The 21,788-nt window shown below is 71.5% G+C and carries 24 protein-coding genes and 1 tRNA gene; 10 read left to right on the forward strand and 15 right to left on the reverse strand.

The features are described 5' to 3' along the window. The first annotated feature begins 71 nt into the window (after positions 1-71). Genes HJC40_RS22330 through HJC40_RS22340 form a run of 3 tightly spaced genes read left to right on the forward strand, consistent with a single transcriptional unit; the run spans position 72 to position 2,199 of the window. On the forward strand, positions 72-983 hold the full coding sequence (locus HJC40_RS22330; protein ID WP_250003268.1) for an aldo/keto reductase: 912 nt from the start codon (positions 72-74) through the stop codon (positions 981-983). Further along, a complete protein-coding gene (locus HJC40_RS22335; RefSeq protein ID WP_250003269.1) occupies positions 980-1,762 on the forward strand; it encodes an SDR family NAD(P)-dependent oxidoreductase in 783 nt (260 codons plus the stop codon). Before HJC40_RS22330 ends, HJC40_RS22335 begins: the two co-directional genes overlap by 4 nt. Positions 1,763-1,815: 53 nt before the next feature. Next, a complete protein-coding gene (locus tag HJC40_RS22340) occupies positions 1,816-2,199 on the forward strand; it encodes a cold shock domain-containing protein (RefSeq protein WP_250003271.1) in 384 nt (127 codons plus the stop codon). A gap of 114 nt (positions 2,200-2,313) precedes the next feature. On the opposite strand, the gene HJC40_RS22345 is transcribed toward HJC40_RS22340, so the two are convergent. The 6 genes from HJC40_RS22345 to HJC40_RS22370 all read right to left on the reverse strand — a co-directional run bounded on the left by HJC40_RS22345 (position 2,314) and on the right by HJC40_RS22370 (position 8,226). Then, positions 2,314-2,387: transfer RNA gene (locus HJC40_RS22345), tRNA-Ala, on the reverse strand. Positions 2,388-2,466: 79 nt separating this feature from the next. Continuing rightward, positions 2,467-3,195: a hypothetical protein gene (locus HJC40_RS22350; protein ID WP_250003273.1), complete on the reverse strand. Its 729-nt coding sequence runs from the start codon at positions 3,193-3,195 to the stop codon at positions 2,467-2,469. 155 nt (positions 3,196-3,350) lie between these two features. After that, positions 3,351-3,986 (reverse strand): GNAT family N-acetyltransferase, encoded by a 636-nt coding sequence (locus tag HJC40_RS22355; RefSeq protein WP_250003275.1) that lies wholly within the window; start codon positions 3,984-3,986, stop codon positions 3,351-3,353. Next, positions 3,983-5,293, reverse strand: coding sequence for a gephyrin-like molybdotransferase Glp (gene glp / locus HJC40_RS22360; protein WP_250003277.1), 1,311 nt, complete (start codon positions 5,291-5,293; stop codon positions 3,983-3,985). The genes HJC40_RS22355 and glp overlap by 4 nt, the downstream gene beginning before the upstream one ends. Then, positions 5,290-6,204, reverse strand: a complete 915-nt coding sequence (locus HJC40_RS22365) for a UTP--glucose-1-phosphate uridylyltransferase (RefSeq protein WP_250003279.1) — start codon at positions 6,202-6,204, stop codon at positions 5,290-5,292. The genes glp and HJC40_RS22365 overlap by 4 nt, the downstream gene beginning before the upstream one ends. Positions 6,205-6,252: 48 nt before the next feature. Then, positions 6,253-8,226: a diguanylate cyclase gene (locus tag HJC40_RS22370; protein WP_250003281.1), complete on the reverse strand. Its 1,974-nt coding sequence runs from the start codon at positions 8,224-8,226 to the stop codon at positions 6,253-6,255. 81 nt (positions 8,227-8,307) lie between these two features. On the opposite strand from HJC40_RS22370, the gene HJC40_RS22375 reads away from it, so the two are divergent. From HJC40_RS22375 to HJC40_RS22385, 3 genes are all read left to right on the forward strand, one after another. Next, on the forward strand, positions 8,308-9,006 hold the full coding sequence (locus HJC40_RS22375) for a 5-formyltetrahydrofolate cyclo-ligase (protein WP_250003449.1): 699 nt from the start codon (positions 8,308-8,310) through the stop codon (positions 9,004-9,006). 110 nt (positions 9,007-9,116) lie between these two features. Beyond that, positions 9,117-9,509, forward strand: coding sequence for an FmdB family zinc ribbon protein (locus tag HJC40_RS22380; protein ID WP_250003283.1), 393 nt, complete (start codon positions 9,117-9,119; stop codon positions 9,507-9,509). Between the two features lie 333 nt (positions 9,510-9,842). Beyond that, positions 9,843-10,370 (forward strand): hypothetical protein, encoded by a 528-nt coding sequence (locus HJC40_RS22385; RefSeq protein ID WP_250003285.1) that lies wholly within the window; start codon positions 9,843-9,845, stop codon positions 10,368-10,370. Between the two features lie 377 nt (positions 10,371-10,747). On the opposite strand, the gene HJC40_RS22390 is transcribed toward HJC40_RS22385, so the two are convergent. Then, positions 10,748-10,924 carry a hypothetical protein gene (locus tag HJC40_RS22390; protein ID WP_250003287.1) on the reverse strand — a complete coding sequence of 59 codons (177 nt, stop codon included), beginning with the start codon at positions 10,922-10,924 and terminating at the stop codon, positions 10,748-10,750. 58 nt (positions 10,925-10,982) lie between these two features. Here HJC40_RS22390 and HJC40_RS22395 point away from each other — a divergent pair, with 58 nt between their 5' ends. After that, a complete protein-coding gene (locus tag HJC40_RS22395; protein WP_250003289.1) occupies positions 10,983-11,315 on the forward strand; it encodes a translation initiation factor 2 in 333 nt (110 codons plus the stop codon). A gap of 545 nt (positions 11,316-11,860) precedes the next feature. Here the strand turns inward: HJC40_RS22395 and HJC40_RS22400 are convergent. After that, positions 11,861-12,337, reverse strand: a complete 477-nt coding sequence (locus tag HJC40_RS22400) for a DUF2231 domain-containing protein (RefSeq protein ID WP_250003291.1) — start codon at positions 12,335-12,337, stop codon at positions 11,861-11,863. 298 nt (positions 12,338-12,635) lie between these two features. Between HJC40_RS22400 and HJC40_RS22405 the strand changes: the two genes are divergently transcribed. Then, complete coding sequence (locus HJC40_RS22405) at positions 12,636-13,496, forward strand: oxygenase MpaB family protein (RefSeq protein WP_250003292.1); 861 nt, start codon at positions 12,636-12,638, stop codon at positions 13,494-13,496. Between the two features lie 180 nt (positions 13,497-13,676). Here the strand turns inward: HJC40_RS22405 and HJC40_RS22410 are convergent, their stop codons facing one another. From HJC40_RS22410 to HJC40_RS22440, 7 genes are all read right to left on the reverse strand, one after another. Next, positions 13,677-14,507: a PD-(D/E)XK nuclease family protein gene (locus HJC40_RS22410; protein ID WP_250003450.1), complete on the reverse strand. Its 831-nt coding sequence runs from the start codon at positions 14,505-14,507 to the stop codon at positions 13,677-13,679. An 88-nt stretch (positions 14,508-14,595) separates the two neighbouring features. Next, positions 14,596-15,213 carry a MarC family protein gene (locus HJC40_RS22415; RefSeq protein WP_250003294.1) on the reverse strand — a complete coding sequence of 206 codons (618 nt, stop codon included), beginning with the start codon at positions 15,211-15,213 and terminating at the stop codon, positions 14,596-14,598. 51 nt (positions 15,214-15,264) lie between these two features. Then, positions 15,265-16,119, reverse strand: a complete 855-nt coding sequence (locus HJC40_RS22420) for a PHP domain-containing protein (protein ID WP_250003296.1) — start codon at positions 16,117-16,119, stop codon at positions 15,265-15,267. An 81-nt stretch (positions 16,120-16,200) separates the two neighbouring features. Next, entirely contained in the window at positions 16,201-17,088 is an 888-nt protein-coding gene (locus HJC40_RS22425; protein ID WP_250003299.1) for a PH domain-containing protein, read from the reverse strand. Positions 17,089-17,097: 9 nt separating this feature from the next. Continuing rightward, positions 17,098-17,256 (reverse strand): hypothetical protein, encoded by a 159-nt coding sequence (locus tag HJC40_RS22430; protein WP_166661190.1) that lies wholly within the window; start codon positions 17,254-17,256, stop codon positions 17,098-17,100. Positions 17,257-17,388: 132 nt separating this feature from the next. Beyond that, positions 17,389-18,063: a DUF6758 family protein gene (locus HJC40_RS22435; RefSeq protein ID WP_308200930.1), complete on the reverse strand. Its 675-nt coding sequence runs from the start codon at positions 18,061-18,063 to the stop codon at positions 17,389-17,391. 70 nt (positions 18,064-18,133) lie between these two features. Continuing rightward, positions 18,134-18,766, reverse strand: coding sequence for an RNA methyltransferase (locus HJC40_RS22440; protein WP_250003301.1), 633 nt, complete (start codon positions 18,764-18,766; stop codon positions 18,134-18,136). A gap of 493 nt (positions 18,767-19,259) precedes the next feature. Here HJC40_RS22440 and trxA point away from each other — a divergent pair, with 493 nt between their 5' ends. Beyond that, complete coding sequence (trxA, locus tag HJC40_RS22445) at positions 19,260-19,622, forward strand: thioredoxin (RefSeq protein ID WP_250003302.1); 363 nt, start codon at positions 19,260-19,262, stop codon at positions 19,620-19,622. Between the two features lie 131 nt (positions 19,623-19,753). After that, positions 19,754-21,781 carry an intein-containing Rv2578c family radical SAM protein gene (locus HJC40_RS22450; protein WP_374272438.1) on the forward strand — a complete coding sequence of 676 codons (2,028 nt, stop codon included), beginning with the start codon at positions 19,754-19,756 and terminating at the stop codon, positions 21,779-21,781. Positions 21,782-21,788: the final 7 nt, after the last annotated feature.

Below are 21,788 nucleotides of genomic sequence, written 5' to 3' on the forward strand. Positions count from 1 at the left end.
CGTACGGCGAGCGATTGTACCGTTCGGATCGACCATCAACTAACGGCGTCGACGCCGTCGGAGGACGACTGATGAAAGACCAGGCGGGGCCGGTTGTCCCGGTCCGGGCGCGGGGCGCCTATCGCCAGTCGGCGCTGGTGCTCGGCACGGCTCAGCTCGGCGGGGCGTACGGGATAGCCAACCGCACCGGCGTGCCGGACGACGGTGCCACGGCGCGCATGCTGACCACCGCCCAGGAGCTCGGGGTCACCCATCTCGACACTGCCCGGGCGTACGGCGACAGCGAGCGACGGGTCGGCGCCGCGCTGCCCGGACTCGACCTGGCCGTCATCACCAAGATCGGCCCGGGCGCCCCGGTGCGGGAGAGCCTCGCCGCCAGCCGCGAGGCCCTGGGCATCACCGGTCCGCTGACGGTCCTGCTGCACCGCGCGGCCGACGCCGCAGCCGGCTGGTCCGACCTGCGCCGCTGCCTGGAAACCGGCGAGGCCGACCGGGTGGGCGTCTCGGTGCAGTCACCCGACGAGCTCCGCCAGGTGCTGCGGCTGCCCGATCTCGGCTACGTCCAGCTGCCGTGCAACATCCTCGACCGGCGCTGGCTGTCCGCCTTCCCGGACTTCTCGGAGGACCACCCCGACCTGGTGGTGACCGTGCGCAGCGCGTACCTGCAGGGCCTGCTCGCCGCGGGCAGCAGCGTGACGTGGCCGCATCTGCCCGACGCCGAGCGCGACGCGGTGGTGGCGACCCTCGACCGGCTCGCCGCCGAGTTCGGCCGCCAGGACCGCCGGGACCTCTGCCTGGCCTACCTGCTCTCGCTGCCCTGGGTCACCTCGCTGGTGGTCGGGGCCGAGACCGAGGAGCAGCTGCGCGGCAACGCCGACCTGATCAGCCGCAAGCCGCTCACCGAGGCGGAACGGGAGCAGGCGCTGGCCGAGCTGCCCGAGATGCCGGTGGAGCTGCTCGACCCGAGCCGGTGGAACGCATGACCCCCGACGAGCTCTTCGGCCTGCGCGGGCGGGTCGCCGTGGTGACCGGCGCGACCGGCCGCCTCGGCCAGGTGATGGCCGGGGCGCTGGCCGGCGCCGGGGCGACCACCTACCTGGTCGGCCGCGACCAGGCCCGGCTCGACGCGCTGGCCGCGAAGCTGGGCGACCACACCCGGCCCGCCCGCTGCGACGTCACCGCCGACGACGACGTCGCCGCCCTGGGCGCCCGGCTGCGCGACGAGCAGGGCCGGGTCGACGTGGTGGTGCACAACGCGCACGTGGGCCGGGGCGGCTCGCTGCGCACGTCCCGGACGGCCGACTACCTGGAGGCCGCCGACCTCGCGCTGGGTGCCTTCCAGCGCCTGCTCGACGCGACCCGCGACCTGCTGACAGCCGCAGCCGCCGACGGGTCCCCCTCGATGATCAACGTCGCCTCGATGTACGGCCTGGTCAGCCCCAAACCGCAGCTGTACGACACGCCGGAGGCGGGCAACCCGCCGTACTACGGCGCCGTCAAGGCCGGCCTGGTGCAGCTCACCCGGTACGCGGCGGTGGAGCTGGGCCCGGCCGGCATCCGGGTCAACTGCGTGACCCCCGGCCCGTTCCCCGGCGAGGGCGGCGACCCCGCCCTGCTCGGCCGGCTGGCCCAGCAGACGCCCCTGGGCCGCGTCGGCGACCCGGCCGAGATCGCGACCACGGTGCTCTACCTGGCCTCGCCGCGCTCGAGCTACGTCACCGGCACCAACGTCGTCGTCGACGGAGGCTGGACCGCCTGGTGAGCGTCCCCGGACGACTGCCGCCCGGGGCTCTGTCGGCATGCCAGGATCCACCCATGGCTGATCCCGGCACGATCCGTTCGTGGAACGGCGACGAAGGTTGGGGCGTCATCGAATCGGCAAGGTGCCCCGGCGGTTGCTGGGCTCATTTCAGCACGGCGGCGACCGCCGGGGAGTTCGCCTTCTCCCCCGGTGACCCGGTATTGCTGGAATGGGAGCCGGCTGATCAGGACGGTTATGCCTACCGCGCGGTGCGCTTCTGGCCCGCCGACCGGGAACCCGTCGACCGGTCCACCCACTCCGGCACCGGCGCGGCCTACCGCAGCACTCTGACGTTGACGTTCGATCCCCCGGAGCCGACCGCTCACCAGCAGGCCGGGCGTTCATCGCCAGGCCGAGACACCACCGGGATCGCCTGTGTGCTGCCCGCGGGGCCGTAACTGCCACACCGGGGCTGACCACGACACCGTGGGGTTTCCGGGGCTCGGCCCCGGAGCAGATATGACGAGTGCCCCGGGTCCGCGCTTTCCGCGGACACGAGGCACCAGAACTCGTGGAGCTGTGGGGATTTGAACCCCAGACCCCCTCGATGCGAACGAGGTGCGCTACCAGACTGCGCCACAGCCCCTTACCAGCCCTCGGACAGCTGTCCGGGGAACCGCAGCAAGGCTAACAGGTCAGGCGCTACACCCGCGAACCGACCCCACCTACGCGGTGTGGTGCCGGCCGCCCGCCTCGTACGCCCGGCCGCGCAGGCCGCCGGTCCGGCGGTAGTAGACCGAGGGCGCCGCGGCCGGTGGCTCCTCGCGGTCCAGGCCCATGGCCGTCCGGCGGGCCGCCTCGCGCTGGGCGGCCAGTTGCTTCTGCTTCTCGCGGCGGTCGTGCGCCCGCCGGGCCTGTTCGCGCCGCACCATGGCCTGCTGGGCGGCCAGCCAGGCGGCCTCGCGGGCCTCGATCCGGCGGCGCTTGCGGTCGGCCAGGGCCCGGTTGCGCAGGTGCACCAGGTCGATGGCGAGCAGCATGCCGGTGACCGCGAAGCCGATCCAGAAGCCGGGGCCCACGGCCAGCACGCCGACCAGCTCGATGATGTTGAGCAGCAGCAGCGCCGCGAAGACCCGGCGGCGGCGGACGACCGCGGGGGTGTGCCGCCGTTGCGGGGCGCGGCGGGCCGGGCGGCGGCCGGGGGTGACCAGGCGCAGACGGCGCTGAGGTTTTTCCGGGGTGGCCGGAACCGTAACCGTGACCAGCCGTCCGGGGTTGATCGGTCGGCGTCCGGGCACAGTGCGCCGACGGCGGTGGCGCTGAAGCACCCTCGCCGTGGACGACGCCCGCTCCGCGGCGAGCCGCTCGGTGGCGTCGTACCGGCGAACGAGCGCCGGTGCGAGAGCGAGCAGTCCGGCCGCGGCGAGGACGGCGAGGAGCACCGAGGTCGGCACCCTCACCCCTCCCGTCAGCTACGGGCGGCCCGCTTTACACGTCTACGGTGGCGGACCGCAAGACCCAATCTCCCCGAGGCTACGGGCGCGAGCTGCGGAAACATGCTCGACGCGCCGGGCGTGTCGGGCAGTAAGGATCAATCGGCACACCCGGGTCAGGCCCGTACGCGTCGCCACCGGGCCAGCAGCCCGCCTTCGGCGGCGATCTCCTCGCTGGTCAGGGCGTATCCAAGATGATCGCGCCAGTTGCCGTCGATATGCATGTAGCGCTGGTGGTAGGCCTCCTCGCGGAAACCCAGCTTCTCGACCACGCGACGGGACGGCGTGTTCTCCGGTCGGATGTTGACCTCGATGCGGTGCAGGCCGCCGGGGCCGAACGCGTGGTCGACGGCGAGCGCCAGGGCGGTGGGGATCACGCCCTGACCGGCGACCCGATGGTCGACCCAGTATCCGGCGTACGCCGAACTGAAGGCCCGCCGGACGATGTTGCCCAGGTTGAGGTGGCCGACGAGCCGCTCGCGGCCGTCGGACCCGCGCAGGCAGACCGCGAACGGCATGCTCTCGCCGCGCCGCGCCGACCGGCGCATGTCCTGGTAGACGTAGCTGTAGGCCCGGGTGGAGTTCATCTCGGACCACGGGCCGGGCGGGGCCGACTCCCAGGGGGCGAGCCACTCCCGGTTGGCGATGCGCACCTCGGACCAGGACCGGCCGTCGCCGCGTTTGTAGGGCCGCAACACCACCGGACCGTCCGCCAGCACGGCGGGCCACCCGGGTGTGGACCCCAGCATCATCGCCTCCGGTCGAGAAGCAGCACGTCGACGGTCGAGCCGGCGGCCGCCGTGGTGACCCGTTCGCCGAGCACCAGCAGACCGTTGGCCTCGGCCAGGCCCGAAAGAGTGTAAGGCCCACCGGCCAGCGGCTGCACGGTGTGCCCGCCGCCACGCCGTTCGGCCACGTGGGCGGGCCGGAACTCGCGCAGCCCACCGGGTGAGGACACCGTCTCGAGCAGGTGCGCCTTGACGCTGGGCCGGAAGACCGGCTCGGACCCGGCCAGCAACTGGATGACCGGGCGGGCCAGCACCTCGAAGCCGATCAGCGCGGCCCCGGGCTCGCCGGGCAGGCACACGACCGGCACCTCTTCACCGCCGACCGTACCGAAACCGAGCGTGGCGCCGGGGCAGAGCGCGACATCGGTGAACTCGACGACGCCGCGCCCCGGGTCACGCCGGGAGAGCACCCGCCGCAGCATGTCGCCCGGGCCGGTGCCCGTACCGCCGGTGGTGATGATCAGATCGGCCCGCAGGGTCTGGTCCTCGAGCAGCCCGCGCAGGCCCTCGGGGTCGTCGTCACAGATGCCGATCCGGTACGCCAGGGCGCCCGCCTCGACCGCGGCGGCCGTCAGCGCGTGCGAGTTGGCGTCGACCACCTGCCCCGGCTGGCTGGGCCGGCCCACGTCGACCAGCTCGTCGCCGGTGGCCACGACGACCACCCGCGGGCTGGGCCGCACCACGACGTGCCCGATGCCCGAGGCGGCGAAGGTGGCCACCATCGGCGGTGTCACGTACGCCCCGGCCGGGGCCAGCACCTGGCCGGCCGCGACCTCGTCACCGGCCCGGCGTACGCCCGAACCCCGCTTGGGCGCGTGCAGGATCTCGACCGCCGCCATGCCCTGGTCGGTCCAGTGCACGGGCACGACCACGTCGGCGCCGATCGGCAGCGGGGCGCCCGCGGCCACCGAGAAGCAGGTGCCCGGGGTGAGCCGCACCGGGCGCCAGCTGGCCGCGCCGAGGTCACCCACGACGTTGAGCCGGACCGGTCGCGGCCCGCCCTCGAACCGCCCGAAGGACGGGTGGGAGCCGACCCGCCCGGCTCCGGAGAGGTCTTCCCAGCGGGCCGCGTATCCGTCGATCGCGGCCTGGTCGAAGGCCGGATAGGGGTGCGGCGCGAGCACGTCGTTGGCCAGCACGTTGCCGTGCGCCTGGGTCAGGTCGAGGTCGAGCGGAGGCAGCGCCCGCAACCTGCGCAGCACGCTGCCCAGGTACTCGGCGAGAGGCTTCAGCTCGTTGGCGGCCGCCTCGGCATCGGCCGTGGCCGTCATCCCCTCGCACCGCCGGCGACGAACTCGGCCAGCCAGCTCCGGAACTCCTCGCCCAGGTCGTCGCGCTTGGCCGCCAGCATGACGACCGTCTGCAGGTAGCCCAGCGGCATGCCGGTGTCGTAGCGGTGGCCGCGGTAGACGATGGCGTGCACCGGGACGCCGTCGGCGAGCAGCTTCGCCATCGCGTCGGTCAACTGGATCTCGTCTCCGCTGCCCGGCCTGGTGTCGGCGATGGCCTCGAAGATGCTGCCCGGCAGGATGTAGCGGCCGAGGACGGCAAGGTTGCTGGGCGCCTCCTCGGGGGCCGGCTTCTCGACCAGGCCGTTCACCTCGACGATGTCGTCACCCTCGCCCGACGGGGTCACCGAGGCGATCCCGTAGCGCGATGTCTCCTCGGGCTTGACCTCGCCCAGGGCCAGCACGATGCCACCCGTACGGGCCTGGAGATCGAGCATCGCGGGCAGCAGCGGCTTGTCCTCCTCGAGGAACTCGTCGCCCAGCAGCACCGCGAACGCCTGATCACCGACGTGCGAGGCGGCGGTGCCGACCGCGTGGCCGAGACCCAAAGCCTCGCCCTGACGGACCGTGTAGATGTCGGCGAGCTCGCTCGTACGCCGGACGGCGGCGAGGCGCTCGAGGTCGCCCTTCTTCTCGAGGCGGGCCTCGACGTCCGGGCGCCGGTCGAAGTGGTCGACCATCGAGGTCTTGCCCCGCCCGGTGACCAGCAGCACGTCGGTGAGGCCGGCGGCGGCGGCTTCCTCGACGACGTACTGCAGCACGGGCCGGTCTACGATCGGCAGCAGCTCCTTGGGCACGGCCTTGGTCGCCGGCAGGAACCGGGTCGCCAGGCCGGCCGCCGGAATGACGGCCTTCACCGCCCGGCGCCCGGACGCGTGCGCGTTCGAGGTCATCAAGGTCACCGCACCTTCGCTGATTCGTGCCCGTGCTCTGCCGCGAGACTATCGGCCACGCCTATGTTGCGGCGGTCGTGGCGCGCTCGGCACAGCCGTCGCCGGATGGAAATCCCCTTCATGATCGCCTGGTGAAACCCCTGACTTCGTCACATCGGTCGGTTCGGCCAACCGGTACGTGTCCCGGCCGGCCTTCTTGGCGGCGTAGAGGGCACGGTCGGCGGCCGCCAGCACCTGCAGTGAATTCTCGCCGTGCTCCGGATAGACCGCCACTCCGATGGACACGCTGATCGGGATCTGGGCGTCCTCGACCGTCACCGGACGGTCACGCACCGCCGCGCCGAGACGCTCGGCCACGATCGCCCCGCCGTACGCGTCGGTCTCGGGCAACAGCACCACGAACTCCTCACCACCCTGGCGGAACGCCACGTCGACCTCGCGCAGCCCGATCCGGATGCGCCGGGCGAACTCGCCGAGCACCGCGTCCCCGGCCGCGTGCCCGTACGTGTCGTTCACGTCCTTGAAGTGGTCGAGGTCGAGCACCAGCACCGCGAGCATCCGCCCGAAGCGGCTGGCCCGCTCCACCTCGCGGCGCAACGACTCGCGCAGATAGCGGTAGTTCCACAGCCCGGTCAGGGGATCGGTCAGCGAGAGCCGCTGGGCCTCCTCGTGCAACCGCACGTTGGACACCGCGACGCCGGCCTGACCGGCGAACGTCCGCAGGGTGCTCAGGTCGGAGTCGTCGAAGGTGTCCCCGCCGACCCGGTCGTAGAGGGCGAGCACGCCCAGGGTCTCGGGAAACGTCGGATCACCGGGCTCCTCGGGCACGCCCGGAGCGCAGATCGGCACGGCCACATAGGTACGGCAGGGCGGCTCGGCCGAGGCGATGCCACCCCGGCCGCGACGGGGCTCCCCGGTCGCGGCCACGGCGCCGAGCACCCCCTCGCCGATCGGCAGGCGCTGCTGGGGCAGGTCGCTCTCGGGGACGTCCCAGCGCCCGGCCAGCCCTATCCCGCACTGGGCCACCAACTGGCCGGCGGGCCGGTCGATCAGCAGCACGAGGCCGGCCCGGGCGCCGGTCGCGGCCAGGGCCGTCCGCAGGATCACCTGGAGGATGCGCTGCAGGTCATGGGTGCTGGAGAGGGTCTCGCCGAGGATCGCCAGGTGCCCGCGCAGCTGGTCCCGGCTGGCGGTCAGCGCCTGCACGTAGGCCTGCAGCTCGCGGGTCATCCGGTTGAAGGTGGCGGCCAGCCGGCCCAGCTCGTCGGGGTGCGGGATCGGGACGCGGGTGTCGAGCTCGCCGTCGGCGACCCGGTCGGCGGCCCACGCGAGGTCACCCAGCGGGCGGGTGGTGGACCGGGCCAGCCAGCGCGCGACCAGGACGGCGACCAGGGCGGCGACGAGAACCACGGCCGGCAGCACGACGTACAGGAAGGACGGTGTGCTCGGGGGCACGGTCAGCGTGAGGGCGAGCGGCTGACCGGTTTGCGGGAGCAGAAGGCGGCGTTCTCCCGCGGGCTGTTCCGTCGAGGTGAAGGTCACATCGGTGCCGCCGGCCGCCCGGAGCCGGGACAGGAAGGCGTCGTCGACCGACCGGACCGCGGTGATGGTGAGGTCGCCGGTGACCGCCCGCGCGGCGAGTGAGCTGGTGGGAGCGTTGACAACGTCGTCGGGCGGCGACGCGCAGTCCCGCCGGTCGTCGGCCGTGGTCGTGTCGCCGACGGGCCCCGGGGCGGTCTCGGCTATCCGGATGTCGGTGGCCAGGCCGCGGGCGACGAGCTGGCCGGCCACGTCCGCCCGGTCGTCGGCGGGCACCACGGCCACCGCGTCGGCTGCGGCCTGGAGCTGGAGGCAGGTCGCGGCCACGCCGGTCCGCACCGTCGTCGCGGCATGGTCGAGGCGCTCGGCGGTCCGATCCCGGCTCACCGTGGCGACCGTGATGGCGACGAAGAGGGAACCGAGCAGGACCGGACCGAGCACAACCACCAGGAATGCAGTGGTGAGCCGGCCACGTAGCGTCACGCATCCTCCCGGCTGTGGCCCTCTTCGGAGCGATGCTGACATAGTGTGCACCGTTTGCCGCTTTCCAAAAGGGGGTGTTGCATGTCCGATTCAGCCCGTGATGCGGAACGATCTCGAGCTGCCAAGATCGCGCTCCGCAATCGTCTCCTCACTTCCCGTCGCTCTCTCTCGTCCAACGAGCTAGCCGCCGCTGCCGCACAAATCCGGGACCAAACCGTTTCCCTCGTACGCCGGAGGAGCCCCTCGGTCATCGCGGCGTATGTCCCGATCGGGTCCGAGCCCGGCGGTTCCTCGCTGGTTGCCGCCCTCGCGGCCGAAGCTCAGGCGCTGACGTCCGACGCGCTGACCGTTCTGCTGCCTGTCCTGCTTCCCGATGGCGACCTGGACTGGGCGGCTCCCGCTTCACCGGCCGCTGGACTGCCACCCGATTCGGGGGTGCCTTCCGGCGCCGGGGTGCCTTCCGGCGCCGGGCTCTCCTTGGTCGCCGGCCCGCGCGGGTTGCTGGAACCCGGCGGACCACGGCTCGGGCCGTCGGCCATCACCACCGCCGAGCTGGTGTTCGTGCCGGCGCTCGCGGTGGACCGCCGCGGTCTGCGGATGGGCCGCGGGGGCGGCTCCTACGACCGCGCGCTCTCGCGGTTGCCGGCCACGGGCGGACCGCTGGTGGTGGCTCTGCTGCACGACGGAGAACTGGTCGACTCGGTGCCGTCGGAGCCGCACGACCGCCCGGTTCACGCGGCGATCACCCCCGGCGGCGGCCTGACCGTTTTCGCCGACTGACCGGTCGTCGGAACTCAGCCGCGCGGCCGAGTGGACGAAAGGACCTCCGATGGCGCATATTTGGCACTCGGAGCTGGCGAGTGCCAGTAGCCGACAGATCCGGAGGAGCCGTGCCTACCTACCAGTACGCCTGCACCGAGTGCGGACAGAAGCTCGAAGCCGTGCAGTCGTTCTCCGACCCGGCGCTGACCGAGTGCCCGGACTGCGCCGGCAAGCTCCGTAAGGTCTTCAACTCCGTCGGCATCGTCTTCAAGGGCTCGGGCTTCTACCGGAACGACTCGCGCTCCGGCGACGTGGCCGCCGAGAAGCCCGGCAGCGGCGACGCCACCAAGAAGGCCGACGCCACCACGTCGTCGAGCGACTCTTCCTCGTCCTCGTCGACCCCGGCGTCCACGACGACGCCCTCGTCGAGTTCTTCGTCGTCGTCGTCCTCGTCGTCGTCGTCCTCGTCGTCGTCGTCCTCGAGTTCCGGAAGCAGCTCGAAGGCCGCCGCCTCGTCCTAAACCGCGCTCCTTCACCGCGCCAGACCTCTCCGGCCTGGCGCGGTTCGGCGTGTCCGGTCGCCCGGGGCAGCGATCCTGGCGACGTCCTTCAATGGCCATGGCCGCCTTAGGGACGCTGACGTCGTCCTGCGGTCGCCGCCACCTCTGGCGATAGCCGCCTCTCGGCACTTGGTGTCACCCTGCCGTGGCCGCCTTAGCAGGTCCGGCGGGTGGGGTTCGGTTTTCCACATCGCCGGTCTGTCCACAGGCCTGCGGCGAACGATCTCCCGCCCGGCCTAACGTTCGCCCGGCGCCGCCAGACCGCGACGCCAGAGCGAGCGGGAGGCACGCACCATGGGCCGATCCAGCACATCCCGGTTGGGCTCGGCCCTGCCACCGGCGACGGAGTCACCGAGCGGCGACGGCCGTCTCGACCCCGTGCGCTGGCGCCCACCGGCCCGCGGTCTGCTGCTACGCCTCGCAGCGGCCGCGATCCTGCTGGGCACCGCCGCTCTGGTGTCGTGGTCACCCCCACCGAGCTGCGCCCCTCCGACCTACGCGGTCCCGGCCGCGAGCTCGGCGGCGCCGTCCTCACCGGCCGAGGCGCACACCGTTCCCACCGGCAGCCTCGGTGTGCCGGTCCGGTTGTCCGACCCGGCGGCGCTGGCCCTGGTCGAGCCGGGCAACCGAGTGGACCTACTCCGGCTGGACGGCTCCGACGGCAGCACGACGCCGCTCGCCGAGTCGGCCCTCGTCCTCCAGGTCACCGCCCGCAACGACCCCACCGTCGGCGGCCTCCTGCTGGCGCTCTCCCCGGCCCAGGCCCGGCAAGCCGTCGTGACTACAGGCCAGAGCTTCACCGTCCTGATCCGTCCCGGCTGACGTTCCGCGCCCACGCCGACAGCCGCGCCGACCGATGGCCGCCGCGGAGGATCACTATTCGCCAGAGGAGCGCCCAGCTGAGCACGGCATCCCGCGGACCGGTCTCTGCATCCCCGCAGGGCCGGTCACGGCATCCGCAGGGCCGGTCACGGCATCCGCAGGACCGTTCGGGGCAGCCGGCCGAACACCACGGCCAGGGCGGCGTCGGCCGATGCGGTGAGCCGGTCGTCGGCGGCCGGCTGTCCGACCAGCAGCCTCAGCCGACCAGCTCGCCACCACAGCTACCCAGGACGCCGCCGCGGCCGCCGGAGTCACACCACGGCGGCCCGCTCAGCTTGCACCACAGCCGCCGAAGTCACCACGGCGGCCGATCGGCGTCACCAGTGCGGAGGGCGGTCCTCCAGGAGGCGTTCGTCGTTGTCGGTCGACCGTTCTCCCCAGCCCAGCTCGGTGTCGTCGCGGGTCTGGTCGGGCAGGACGGGCGTCTCTTCCACGTCGAAGTCGACCTCACGCTCGGCGTCGTTGTCGCGCTCGGGCTCATCCAGGATGTCCACGCCTATGAGGGTAGGCCCGCGCCGCTGCCGACGTCTTCCCCCTTCGGCTGTACCGTCGATGAACGTGACCACCCCCACGGGCGCCCCGGACGACGCGTACTGGCAGCGGCCGGATCCCGACGCCGCCGCGCCCGCCGGACAGCCGGAAAAGCCTGCCCCGCCGCCCGGCCCGGTCTACCCCGGGCCGCCGCGCACCGCACGGCCCTCGCCGCACTGGCGCCCGCCGACGATCGCCAGCCCACCCCCGCCGCGCACCATGCCGCCCCAGGACATGGAGTTGCTGGACGACTCCGAGGGCTCCGCCCGCACCGTCACCTACGGCGTGGGCCTGGTGGCCGGAGCGATCGCCCTGATCCTGATCTGCCTCCTGTGCACGCGCCTGCTCTTCTGACCCAGCGCTCGAAGCCCCGCGCTCCGTCCACCCCCGCACCCAGCGCGCGACTGACCGAAGCCGCCCCGGACGACCACTACACCGTCGTCCAGCGCCGGAAGCACTCACCACGCTCCGGGCTCGGTGCCCGACTGACCGAAGCTGGCCCGGAACGACCACCACACCCTCAACCGGCGCCGGGAGCACCCACCAGGCTCCGACTCAATGCGCGACTGACCGGAGCCGCCTAGAACGACCACCACACCCTGAACCGGCGCTGGAAGCACTCACCACGCTCCGACCAGAGAGCCCCACTTACCGAAGCCGCCTGGAAGGACCACCACACCGGATCCGGCGCCGGAAGTACTGCCATGCTCCGGCGCTCAGGTCCGGCAAGCGGGCGCACCGGTCCGGGGAGGCGTCGCTCGCTTCACGCGCTCAGTGCGCGACTGATCTCGCCTCGCCCTCGCCCGCGCGGCGCCCAGCAGGTCCGGGGACGACGCCAAGCAGGTCCGGGGACGACGACGCCCCGGGGTGGTGCACCCCGGGGCGGAACCGAGCAGGCTTCAGTAAGTTCCCCACACGGCGGTCGCGCCGGAGTCGCCCGTCTGGAAGACGTAGTAGCCCGAGACGGCGGCCAGGGCGATCAGCGCGACGGCGCCGCCGACCTCGCCGGCCATCGGCAGGCGGGTGCTGCCGCGCTTCCACGTGAGCGCCAGCATCACGAGGCTTGCCACGCCGAGGGCCAGCGTGAACCAGAACGTCCGCGAGCCGAAGCCCATGTGGTCGTCGAGGATCTCCTTGCCGGGGCCGCTCAGCCCCTGGCTCACCAGACGGTTGTAGAGCTCGTTGCCCGAGGCCATCGCCACGAAGGTCGACGCCGGCGCGGCGATCGCCAGGATCCCCAGCGCCCACCCCATCCGGGGCCGCCAGCGGGGCACCAGCGCGTAGACCACCGCCGCCAGCACGAGCAGCGGGACGAAAACGACCGCCGCGTGCAGCACGAGTGCGTGCACGGGCAAGCCGTTGATCTGGTCGAACACGAAGCCTCCTCAGGAACCGGTCGGGCCGCCAGGATAGAAGTATCTGACGACGCAAGCATCACCGTATGCGTCTACGCCCTCGGGCCCGAGCCGGTTCACCACTTCAGCCGATCTTGACCAACGGAATTCCGGGCTACTCCCGCGTGGTCGTCGGAGACGATTCGCCGCGGCCCGCACCACCGACTCCGATCGGGCGCCCAGTTCATCGCGGTCACGATGCGCTAAACCGGTCTGACTAGGCGGAATCTGAAACTGAACGAGTTCAAGTCTGGCCGCCGAGCGTGGCAATCTTGAGTACATGAGCGTCGACGTCGGGTTGTTCGGGCCGGGATCGGTCACCTGGAAGCTGCACCGCGAACCGATCCTGCTGCTCGGCGGGCTCCGTTCCCTCTATTTGCAGGCCTTGCACCCGCGGGCCGTCGCCGGTGTGGCCCAGAACTCGGGATACCGCTCCGACCCCTGGGGCCGCCTCAACCGCACCTCGGAGTACGTCGGCACGGTCATCTACGGCACCACGGAAGAGGTCGAGCGAGCGTCCAGCCGCCTGCGCCGGATGCACTCCCGGATGACCGCGACCGACCCCCGTACGGGTGAGACGTTCCGCATCGACGAGCCCCATCTGCTCCGCTGGGTGCACGTGACCGAGGTCGAGTCGTTCCTCACCACGGCGACCCGGGCCGGCTTGAAGCTGACCCCGGACGAGGTCGATCAGTACTACACCGAGCAGCTGAGATCGGCCGAACTGGTCGGCCTGGACCCGGCCACGGTGCCCGCGACGGCCGCCGAGGTGGACGCCTACTACGAGACCATGCGCCCCGAACTGGCCCTGACCAAGGACAGCGCCGAGACCGCGCTGTTCCTCACCGTTCCGCCGGTGCCCGACTTCTTCGGCAGCCGCACCCTGCGGCTGGGCCTCACGCTGGGACCGGCCCGGTGGGCCTACTTCGGTGTCGCCGGCACCGCGGTCGCCCTGCTTCCGCCGTGGGCCAGGCGCCTCTACGGAGGGCTGGGCTGGCCCACCACCGATGTCACGGCCGACCTGTCGGTACGGAGCATGCGGCTGCTGCTGACGACGGTCATCAACACGCTCCCGCGCAAATACCGGACCGCCCCGATGCGCCAGGCCGCACTGGCCCGCGCCAACATCACCGACTCCTGACGATCCCACACCCCGCGAGCGCCGACCTGGACGTGGACGCCCCTCGACCGGCCCCTCGCCGGCAACGCCAGCCACTCCGCTGAGCCACCCGGAGAGGGTCGGTCGAGGCGCCGCCCAGTCGCCACCCGGAGGGCGTCGGGGCCGCCGGCATCCGGGAAGTGGCAACGGGCGGCCGAGGGGTCAGGACGTCGGCGTCAGATGGTCGACCGCCGTCCACGGGTCTTTGGCGGGAGCCTCCCGGCCGACCGGGCACGCCTTGCGGAAGTCGCACCACGAGCAGAGCGCACCCGGGTTGGCCGGGAACTCGGCGTCGGGGTCGGCGCCGGCGGCCACGGCCTTTTCGGCGGCCATGATGTCGCGCGCCGTGTCCTCGGCCCGGCGGACCTGACGGGCCAGGGAATCCTCGGTGTGCTCGTGGGCGACCACCGTGCCCGTGGGCAGGTGGTGGAGCTCGACCCGGTAGCTCGGGCGCCGGAAGACCCGCTGCGCCGCGTAGGCGTACAGGGCCAGGGCCTGGGAACCACGGGCGTCGTCGGCATCCAGGCCGGAACGGCCGGTCTTGTAGTCGACGATCACCGCCTCGGGGCCGTCGGCGCCGCGCCGGGAGTCGATGCGGTCGGCCCGGCCGTTGAAGGCCAGCACCGCCGTCTTGGTGGCGACCACCCGCTCGACGCCGAGGGGCTCGTCGACCGGGTCGAGACCGTTGACGTAGGTCTCGAGCCAGCGCAGCGCCGCCCGGTAGGTCACGCGCTCCTGGTCGACGTCGCGGTAGCCCTCGCGGACCCACGTGGCCTTGAGCAACCGGGGCAGCACGCCCGGCTCGCGGCTGTCGGCCGGAACGCCGTACCAGTTCTTGAGGGCGGTGTGGACGCTGGCGCCGAGCGAGTTGTGCGCCCACGGCGGGCCCTTGGGCGGGGTGGGCCGGTCGACGTAGGAGTATCGATAGCGGCGGGCACAGTCGGCGAAAGCACCGAGCTTGCTGGGGGTGCACACGAAGAGCCGCTCGGGCATGCCGGCGAAGCCGAGTTGCTCGGGCACGCTGGAGCGTCTGGTGGAAGGCACAGGACAATCCTGCCAGCCGGGTACGACAAGAAGTCGCTCAGCCCTCGGCGAGGTAGAGCTGGACGAAGGCGTCGATGGCGTCGGCGATCAACTGCACCGCGATGGCCGCCAGCAGCAGACCGGCGATGCGCGTGAGCACCTCGATGCCGGCCGGTCGCAGCAGCTTGACGATCCCGCCGGAGAAGCGCAGCACCAGCCACACGGTCAGCATGACCAGCAGGATGCCGATGCCGATGACCAGGTACTCGTCGAAACCGTCGGCCCGGCGTACGAACAGCATGGTGGCCACGATCGCGCCGGGACCGGCCAGCAGCGGAGTCCCGATCGGCACCAGGGCGACGTTGCTCGTGCCGCCCTGTGCCGACGGCTCGTCCGCCTGGCCGGTGAGCAGCTGCAGGGCGACCAGCACGAGCAGCAGACCACCCGCGCCCTGCAGCGCAGGCAGCTCCACGTGGAGATAGTCGAGCAGCGTCTGCCCGGCCACCGCGAAACCGACGATCACCCCGAGCGCGAGCAGCACCGCCTGGGTGCCCGCCTTCATTCGGGCGCGGCCGTCCATCGACCCGGTCAACGCCAGGAACACCGGGACCATGCCGGGCGGATCGACGATGACCAGGAGGGTCACGAAGACCTCGCCCAGCAGCTTCCAGTTCACGCGATCACGGTAGGGGTCGCGCGGCCTCGACGCAGTTCGATGCGGCCAGCGTCACCCCAGGACAGGCACTCCGGTGGCGGCCGAGACGATCTTCTCGTACGCCTCGGGGGTGGTCGTGAACGCGCCGAGCTGGACGGTCTTGTGCGTGCCGTGGAAGTCGGACGAGCCGGTGACCACCAGGCCGAGGTCGTCGGCGAGCTCGCGAACATGGTCGCGCTCGGCCGGTGAGTGGTCCTCGTGGTCGGCCTCGAGCCCGAACAGCCCGGCGTCGGCCAGCTGGACGATCAACTCGTCCGGGACGACCCGCCCGCGCGCGGTCGCCCGGGGATGGGCGAAAACGGTCACGCCGCCGGCCGCGCGCACGGCCCGCACCGCTTCGAAGACGTCCAGATCCGCTTTCGGTACGAAGTACCGCGCGCCCAGCCACCGCGAGGCGAACGCCTCGTTCGTGGTGCGCACCAGCCCGGCCCGGATCAGCGCCTGGGCGATGTGCGGCCGCCCGACCGAGCCGCCCGCGGCGTAGCCGTACACCTCGGCCCAGGTGATCGGCACGCCGTCGGCGCTGAGCCGGGCCACGATCTTCTCGGCGCGCTGTTCCCGGTCGGTGCGCAGGCGGGCCAGGTCACCGGCCAGGCGCGGCTCGGTGGGGTCGAAAAGATAGGCCAGCATGTGGAGGGCGATCGGCCATTGCTCCGCGCCCAGCCATCGGCAGGACAGCTCGGCCCCCCGCACCAGCCGCAGTCCGTCGGGGCGCGCCTCGGCCGCCGCCGACCAGCCGCCGGTGGTGTCATGGTCGGTGATCGCCATGACGTCGAGCCCGGCGGCCGCACCGGCACGAACCAGTTCGGCCGGGGTGAGCGTGCCGTCGCTGGCCGTCGAGTGGCAGTGCAGGTCTATTCGGGTCACCGCAAAACGCTACCGGCCCGGCGCCACCAGCGGCCGCACCCCCGGCACGATCCCTTCGTCACACGCCGCCCGCGGAGCGGATCAGGCGTCGTCGCCGTCGGTGTCCTTGCCCAGGCGCGCCTCGACGGCCTGCGGCTCGTACATCTCCTCGACCACGCGCAGATACAGCTCGTTGGGGTTGGGCAGGTGCTTGACCTCGCGGAGCGCCTGATCCTGCCCGGCCGACTCGAGCACGAACGTGCCGTAGCTCAGCAGGCGGCCGAGCGCGGACTGTTCGTACTTCATGTCGGTGACCCGGAGCAGCGGCATCATGGCCACCCGGCGGGTGATGATGCCGTTGACGACCATGACCCGCTTGTTCGTCAGAATGAAGCGGTCGAAATACCAGTCGAAGACCTTCCAGGCGACCCAGCTGATCACGCCGAGCCAGATCAGGACGGCGACGGTGACCAGGCCGTTGATGTCCTGCCGGGTGAGGAACCCGGCCAGATAGCCCAGGGCCAGCGTGGCGCCGGCCCCGATGCCCAGCGGCGTCGACAGGTGGATCCAGTGCCTCTTCCACTCGCCGCGGTAGCGCTCGGTCGGGAAGAGATAGCGGGCGACCAGTGTGGTCGGTTCGTCCTCGAGAGGGAGGACCCGGCGTGGGCCTCCCCCGCCCTCGGGGCCGAGGCCCTCGAGCTCCTCCTCGGTGAAGACAGGCGGCTCGTATTCCTCGCCGCTGTCGTCGTAGGACGAGTCGTCGCGATACCCGGCGCTGCGCGCGTAGCCGGCGTCGCCCGAGTAGCCGGCATCCGGTGAATAACCGGCGTCCGGCGAGTAACCGGGTCCGTCCGCATAGGCGCGACGTCGCCGTGCGTAGTCGGGATCGCCGTCGAACGCCGGGTCGTCGAACCCGAAGTTCTCGTCGTCGTCCCGAGGGCGCCCGGCGCCCTCGCCTCGAGGCTCGTGCGGCTCAGCTGGACCACCCATGGGGTGATGCTAAGCGACGAGGTTCGTGAAGAACGTGCCGAAGCCCCGGGCAATATCAGCGATCGTGCCCCCGAGAGACTCGAATACCGAGGCGGCCGAGTTCGGGTTGAAGGCGATGAAAAAGATCAAGAACGCGATACCAAGCCAGGTCAGAACCTTCTTGATCATGGCGGGCCTTCTCCTGTGGGTGCGGGTGACGGTCAGCGCCGCGGCAGTACTGACGGTATCAGCTTCGTCGCTCGGTGTGAACAATGTGGCCGAAAAGCCGATTCCGTATCCGCAGGTCAGGGGCCAACTTGGCTAGGCCTTGCCCTGCAGGTACGGCGACGGCGCTCCGTACACAAGCTCGGACGGAATCCCCTCGCAGAGATCGTGCAGGACGACGTGCTCGGCGAGGAAGTAGCCCGCGCTTGCGGGCCACGCTACCGCATAGAGCCACATTCCTTTCGCCTCACTCACGTACGCGCTTCGATCTTCCGGGGACTTGACGCACCACAGTGGAGTGGGGTGACCGGCCGCTTTGATCTTGGCGTGCGGTCCAGCGTGGCCGTTCCCGGCGACGAGCGCTTCGGCAAGCAGGTGACCAGGGTCGATGCTGGGAATCCCACCGAATCTGGTGCCCAGCCCGACCCCGGGTTGTTCGGCGATCAGCACGACGTCGGCCGGGCCGCCGCCGAGCGGATCAGGGCCGCTGCAGGCGACCACGGAGGCGCGGACACCCGTACGGTCGTCGCCCGCCCAGCCGACACCGGTGACCATCCACCCGGTCGGCAGCGGCCACGGGCACCAGAACGGCGTCGGCTCACCCGAGGGCGCCCGGCGCTGCAGCATGCTCTCGATGATGTCGGTGCTGATGTGCTCGGCCACATGGAAAGGTGGGACCTCGCCGCAGTTGTCACAGCGCCAGTCGGTGTGCATCAGGTCCGGCTCGCGCACCTGTGCACTACATCTGGGGCAACTCACTGTGACACCCACGCCTCTTACCGTGCGACGCGCAGGAGGCCGCGTCAAGCGGATCTGCAGAACCCGAGCAGCCGAGTCCGATTCACCCGGGCGGGGGACCCGCGTGCGCGCGTATCCAGGCGTGCATCGCGATGCCGCTGGCGACCCCGGCGTTGATCGAGCGGGTCGACCCGTACTGGGCGATCGAGAAAAGCTCGGCACACGCGTCCCGGGCCGGCCCGGAGAGTCCGGGGCCCTCCTGACCGAAGAGCAGGACGCAGCGCCTCGGCAGGGTGACGGTCTCCATCGGCCGCGAACCCGGCAGGTTGTCGATCCCGATCACCGGCAGGTCCCGCTCCACGGCCCACGCCACGAATTCCTCGATGGTCGCGTGGTGCCGCACATGCTGGTAACGGTCGGTGACCATGGCGCCGCGCCGGTTCCATCGCCGATGGCCCACGATGTGCACCTCCGCGGCCAGAAAGGCGTTCGCGTTGCGCACCACCGTGCCGATGTTGAAGTCGTGCTGCCAGTTCTCGATGGCGACGTGGAAGTCGTGCCGGCGGGTGTCCAGGTCGGCGACGACAGCCTCACGGCGCCAGTAGCGGTAACGGTCCACGACATTGCGGCGATCACCATGGGCGAGCAGCTCAGGGTCGTAACGCGGGTCGTCCGGCGGGTCACCGGCCCAGGGCCCCACGCCGACGTCGGCGGACTCGTCCTCGGCGGCAATCATGGGCGGTTACGCTACCCAATCGGGCGATCGCACCCGACTCCGGTGCGTGGCCCGGCCCGGCGGGACACCGGCGGCGAAAGCGGTGTGAGACGGCAATGAGCGGCGGGGCCCTCTCCGACGCCCGCCGCCCACGCTCTGATGAAGCAGAGTCTGCCTTACCGTGCGTATCCACGTGAAGATTCCTCGGCTGTGATCCGAATCACATTTAAGAATGTTTCCTATTACTTACGGCGAGAACGGCCGCCAAGGTCAGCGGCACGATCGACTGACGACTCACGTCATGTCCGGATTACCGGGCGCAAAGCGGGCGTTACAACTTGGCTCGTTACCGGGAGCGCCCTCCTCACTAATCGTTACGATGAGTTGCCCCCGCCCCACACCGCGTTCGATTGGTGCTCCAGACCACGTGTCGTCCGGGCTCCGATCGGGAATGGCAGATGGGAAGGATGGGTTTCACCGCACGAAAGCCAATTTTCCCGTGGACGGAGACAACATGGCGACGACTGCGCTGACCGCTGAGAACTTCGACGAGGTCACCAACAAGGACGGCATCGTCCTGGTCGACTTCTGGGCGAGCTGGTGCGGGCCGTGCGTCCGCTTCGCTCCCACCTACGAGCGGTCTTCCGAGAAGCACACCGAGATCACCTTTGGCAAGGTCGACACCGAGGCCGAGCAGGCGCTCGCCGCGAAGTTCGACATCCGCTCGATCCCGACGATCATGGCCATCCGCGATGGCGTCATCGTCTTCTCCCAGCCGGGCGCTCTTCCCGAGTCCGCCCTGGAGAACCTGATCGAGCAGGTCGAGAAGCTCGACATGGACGAGGTTCGCCAGCAGCTGGCCGCCCACAGCCACTGACCTCTCGTTCTCCCTCGTCAGGCCCGCGAACCGGTTCGGTTCGCGGGCCTTTTCGTGGGCCGGCGCGTCACCCGCCGACACACCCGAAGGTGACTGGACAAGCCGATCGAACATGTGTTCGAATCCTTGCCATGCGATGGTCCAACCTGTCGGCCGCGGCCGAGAACGGCTCGATCGAGCGCGACCCCACCGGGGCCGGCTCGATCAGGGACGGCTTGATCGGGGACGGCTCGTCCGGAGACAGGGCTTCGCTCCAGGACAGGGCAGCGCCGACGGCACCACCCCTGCCGCTGGCGCTGCCCGGAGCCGCCGTGCGCACCTTCGACACCCCCGGCTTCGCCGGCATGACGTTCTACGAGATCCAGGCGAAAAGCCTGATCAACCGTGTTCCTGGCGCGTCGCGGGTGCCCTTCGAGTGGACCATCAACCCCTACCGCGGCTGCTCCCACGCCTGCGCCTACTGCCTGTCGGGCGACACTCCCATCCTGATGGCCGACGGCACCACGCGCCGGCTCGCCGACCTGCGCCCGGGTGACGCCGTCCTGGGCACGATGGGTGCCGGCTCCACCCGCCGCTACGTCCCCACCACGGTGCTCGACCACTGGTCGACCACCAAGGCCGCCTTCCGCGTCACCCTGGCCGACGGCACCCGCCTCGTGTCCAGCGGCGACCACCGGTTCCTGACCGATCGCGGCTGGCGGCACGTCAGCCCGGCCGAGGCCCACCAGCCGGCGCTCGCCGTCGGCGACCTGATGTTCGGGGTCGGCCACTTCGCCGAGCCGCCGAAGGAGTCACCCGACTACCTGGGCGGCTTCCTCTGCGGCCTCATCCGGGGCGACGCCGGGCGGGGCGACACCGGCGGCGCGCCGGCCCGGGCCGGCGACGCGTGGGTGCGGGCCGACGGCTACCTCGAGGACGTGCCGTTGCACGAGGCCCTGCGCTGGCCCGAGCTACCCACGTCGGGGTGGTACAGAGGCTTTCTCGCCGGCGCTTTCGGGGCGGTCGGACGGGCCGACCGGCTGGCGATCAGTTTCGACAGCGCCGACCGGCTGTTCCTGGCCCGGGTGACCGAGGCGCTCACCCACCTCGGCCTGCCCAGCCGCACCCCGGTGCGGGTGCGCGGCGGGGGCACCGGCACCGTCGAGATCGACCGCGACCTGTGGGCGGCCCTGCGCTTCCGGCACCTCACCGGCGTCGACGGCGCACCGCTCGACGCCTCCGGGGTCGGCGTGCGCGCCGGCCGCGGGCTGGCCGTGGTCGACATCGAAGACCTCGGGCTCACCCTGCCGCTGTTCGACATCTCCACGGGCACGGGTGACTTCATCGCCGACGGCGTGGTCAGTCACAACTGCTTCGCCCGGCACACCCACAGCTATCTCGACCTCGACACCGGCCACGACTTCGACTCCAAGATCGTCGTCAAGGTCAACGCGGGCGAGCTGATCCGCCGTGAGCTGGCCGCGCCACGCTGGTCCGGCGCGCCGATCGCCATGGGCACCAACGTCGACGTCTACCAGCGCGCCGAGGGCCGCTACCGCCTGATGCCCGAGATCCTGGCGGCGCTGCGCGACCACGCCAACCCGTTCTCGATCCTCACCAAGGGCACGCTGATCCTGCGCGACCTGCCGTTGCTCACCCAGGCGGCCGAGGTGACCCGGGTCGGCCTGTCGTTCTCCGTCGGCTTCATCGACGAGCAGGTCTGGCGGGCGGTCGAGTCGGGCACTCCCAGCCCCCGCCGCCGGCTCGACGCGGTACGCCGGCTCACCGACGCGGGCTTCGACGTCAGCGTGTTGATGGCGCCGATCCTGCCCGGCCTCACCGACACCGACGAGTCGATCGACGAGACCGTCGCCGCGATCGCCGCGTCCGGCGCCACCAGCGTGACGCCGCTTCCGCTGCATCTGCGTCCCGGCGCCCGGGAGTGGTATGCGTCGTGGCTGACCCGGACCCGTCCCGATCTGGCCCCGCGCTACCGCGAGCTCTACGGAAACGGGTCGTATGCGCCGCAGACCTATCAGCGCGAGATCAGCGCCCGCGTGCGCATCGCCGCCCGCCGGCACGGTCTGCATCGGGCCGGGCCCGCCGAGGCCCGGGCAGTCACGCCCGTTCCCGAGACCGCTCCGGACGTGCGGGAGGATCGCCAGTTGACGTTGTTGTGAGAGAGTC

This window comes from Actinoplanes sp. M2I2 (assembly GCF_023544445.1).
Classification (GTDB): domain Bacteria; phylum Actinomycetota; class Actinomycetes; order Mycobacteriales; family Micromonosporaceae; genus Actinoplanes.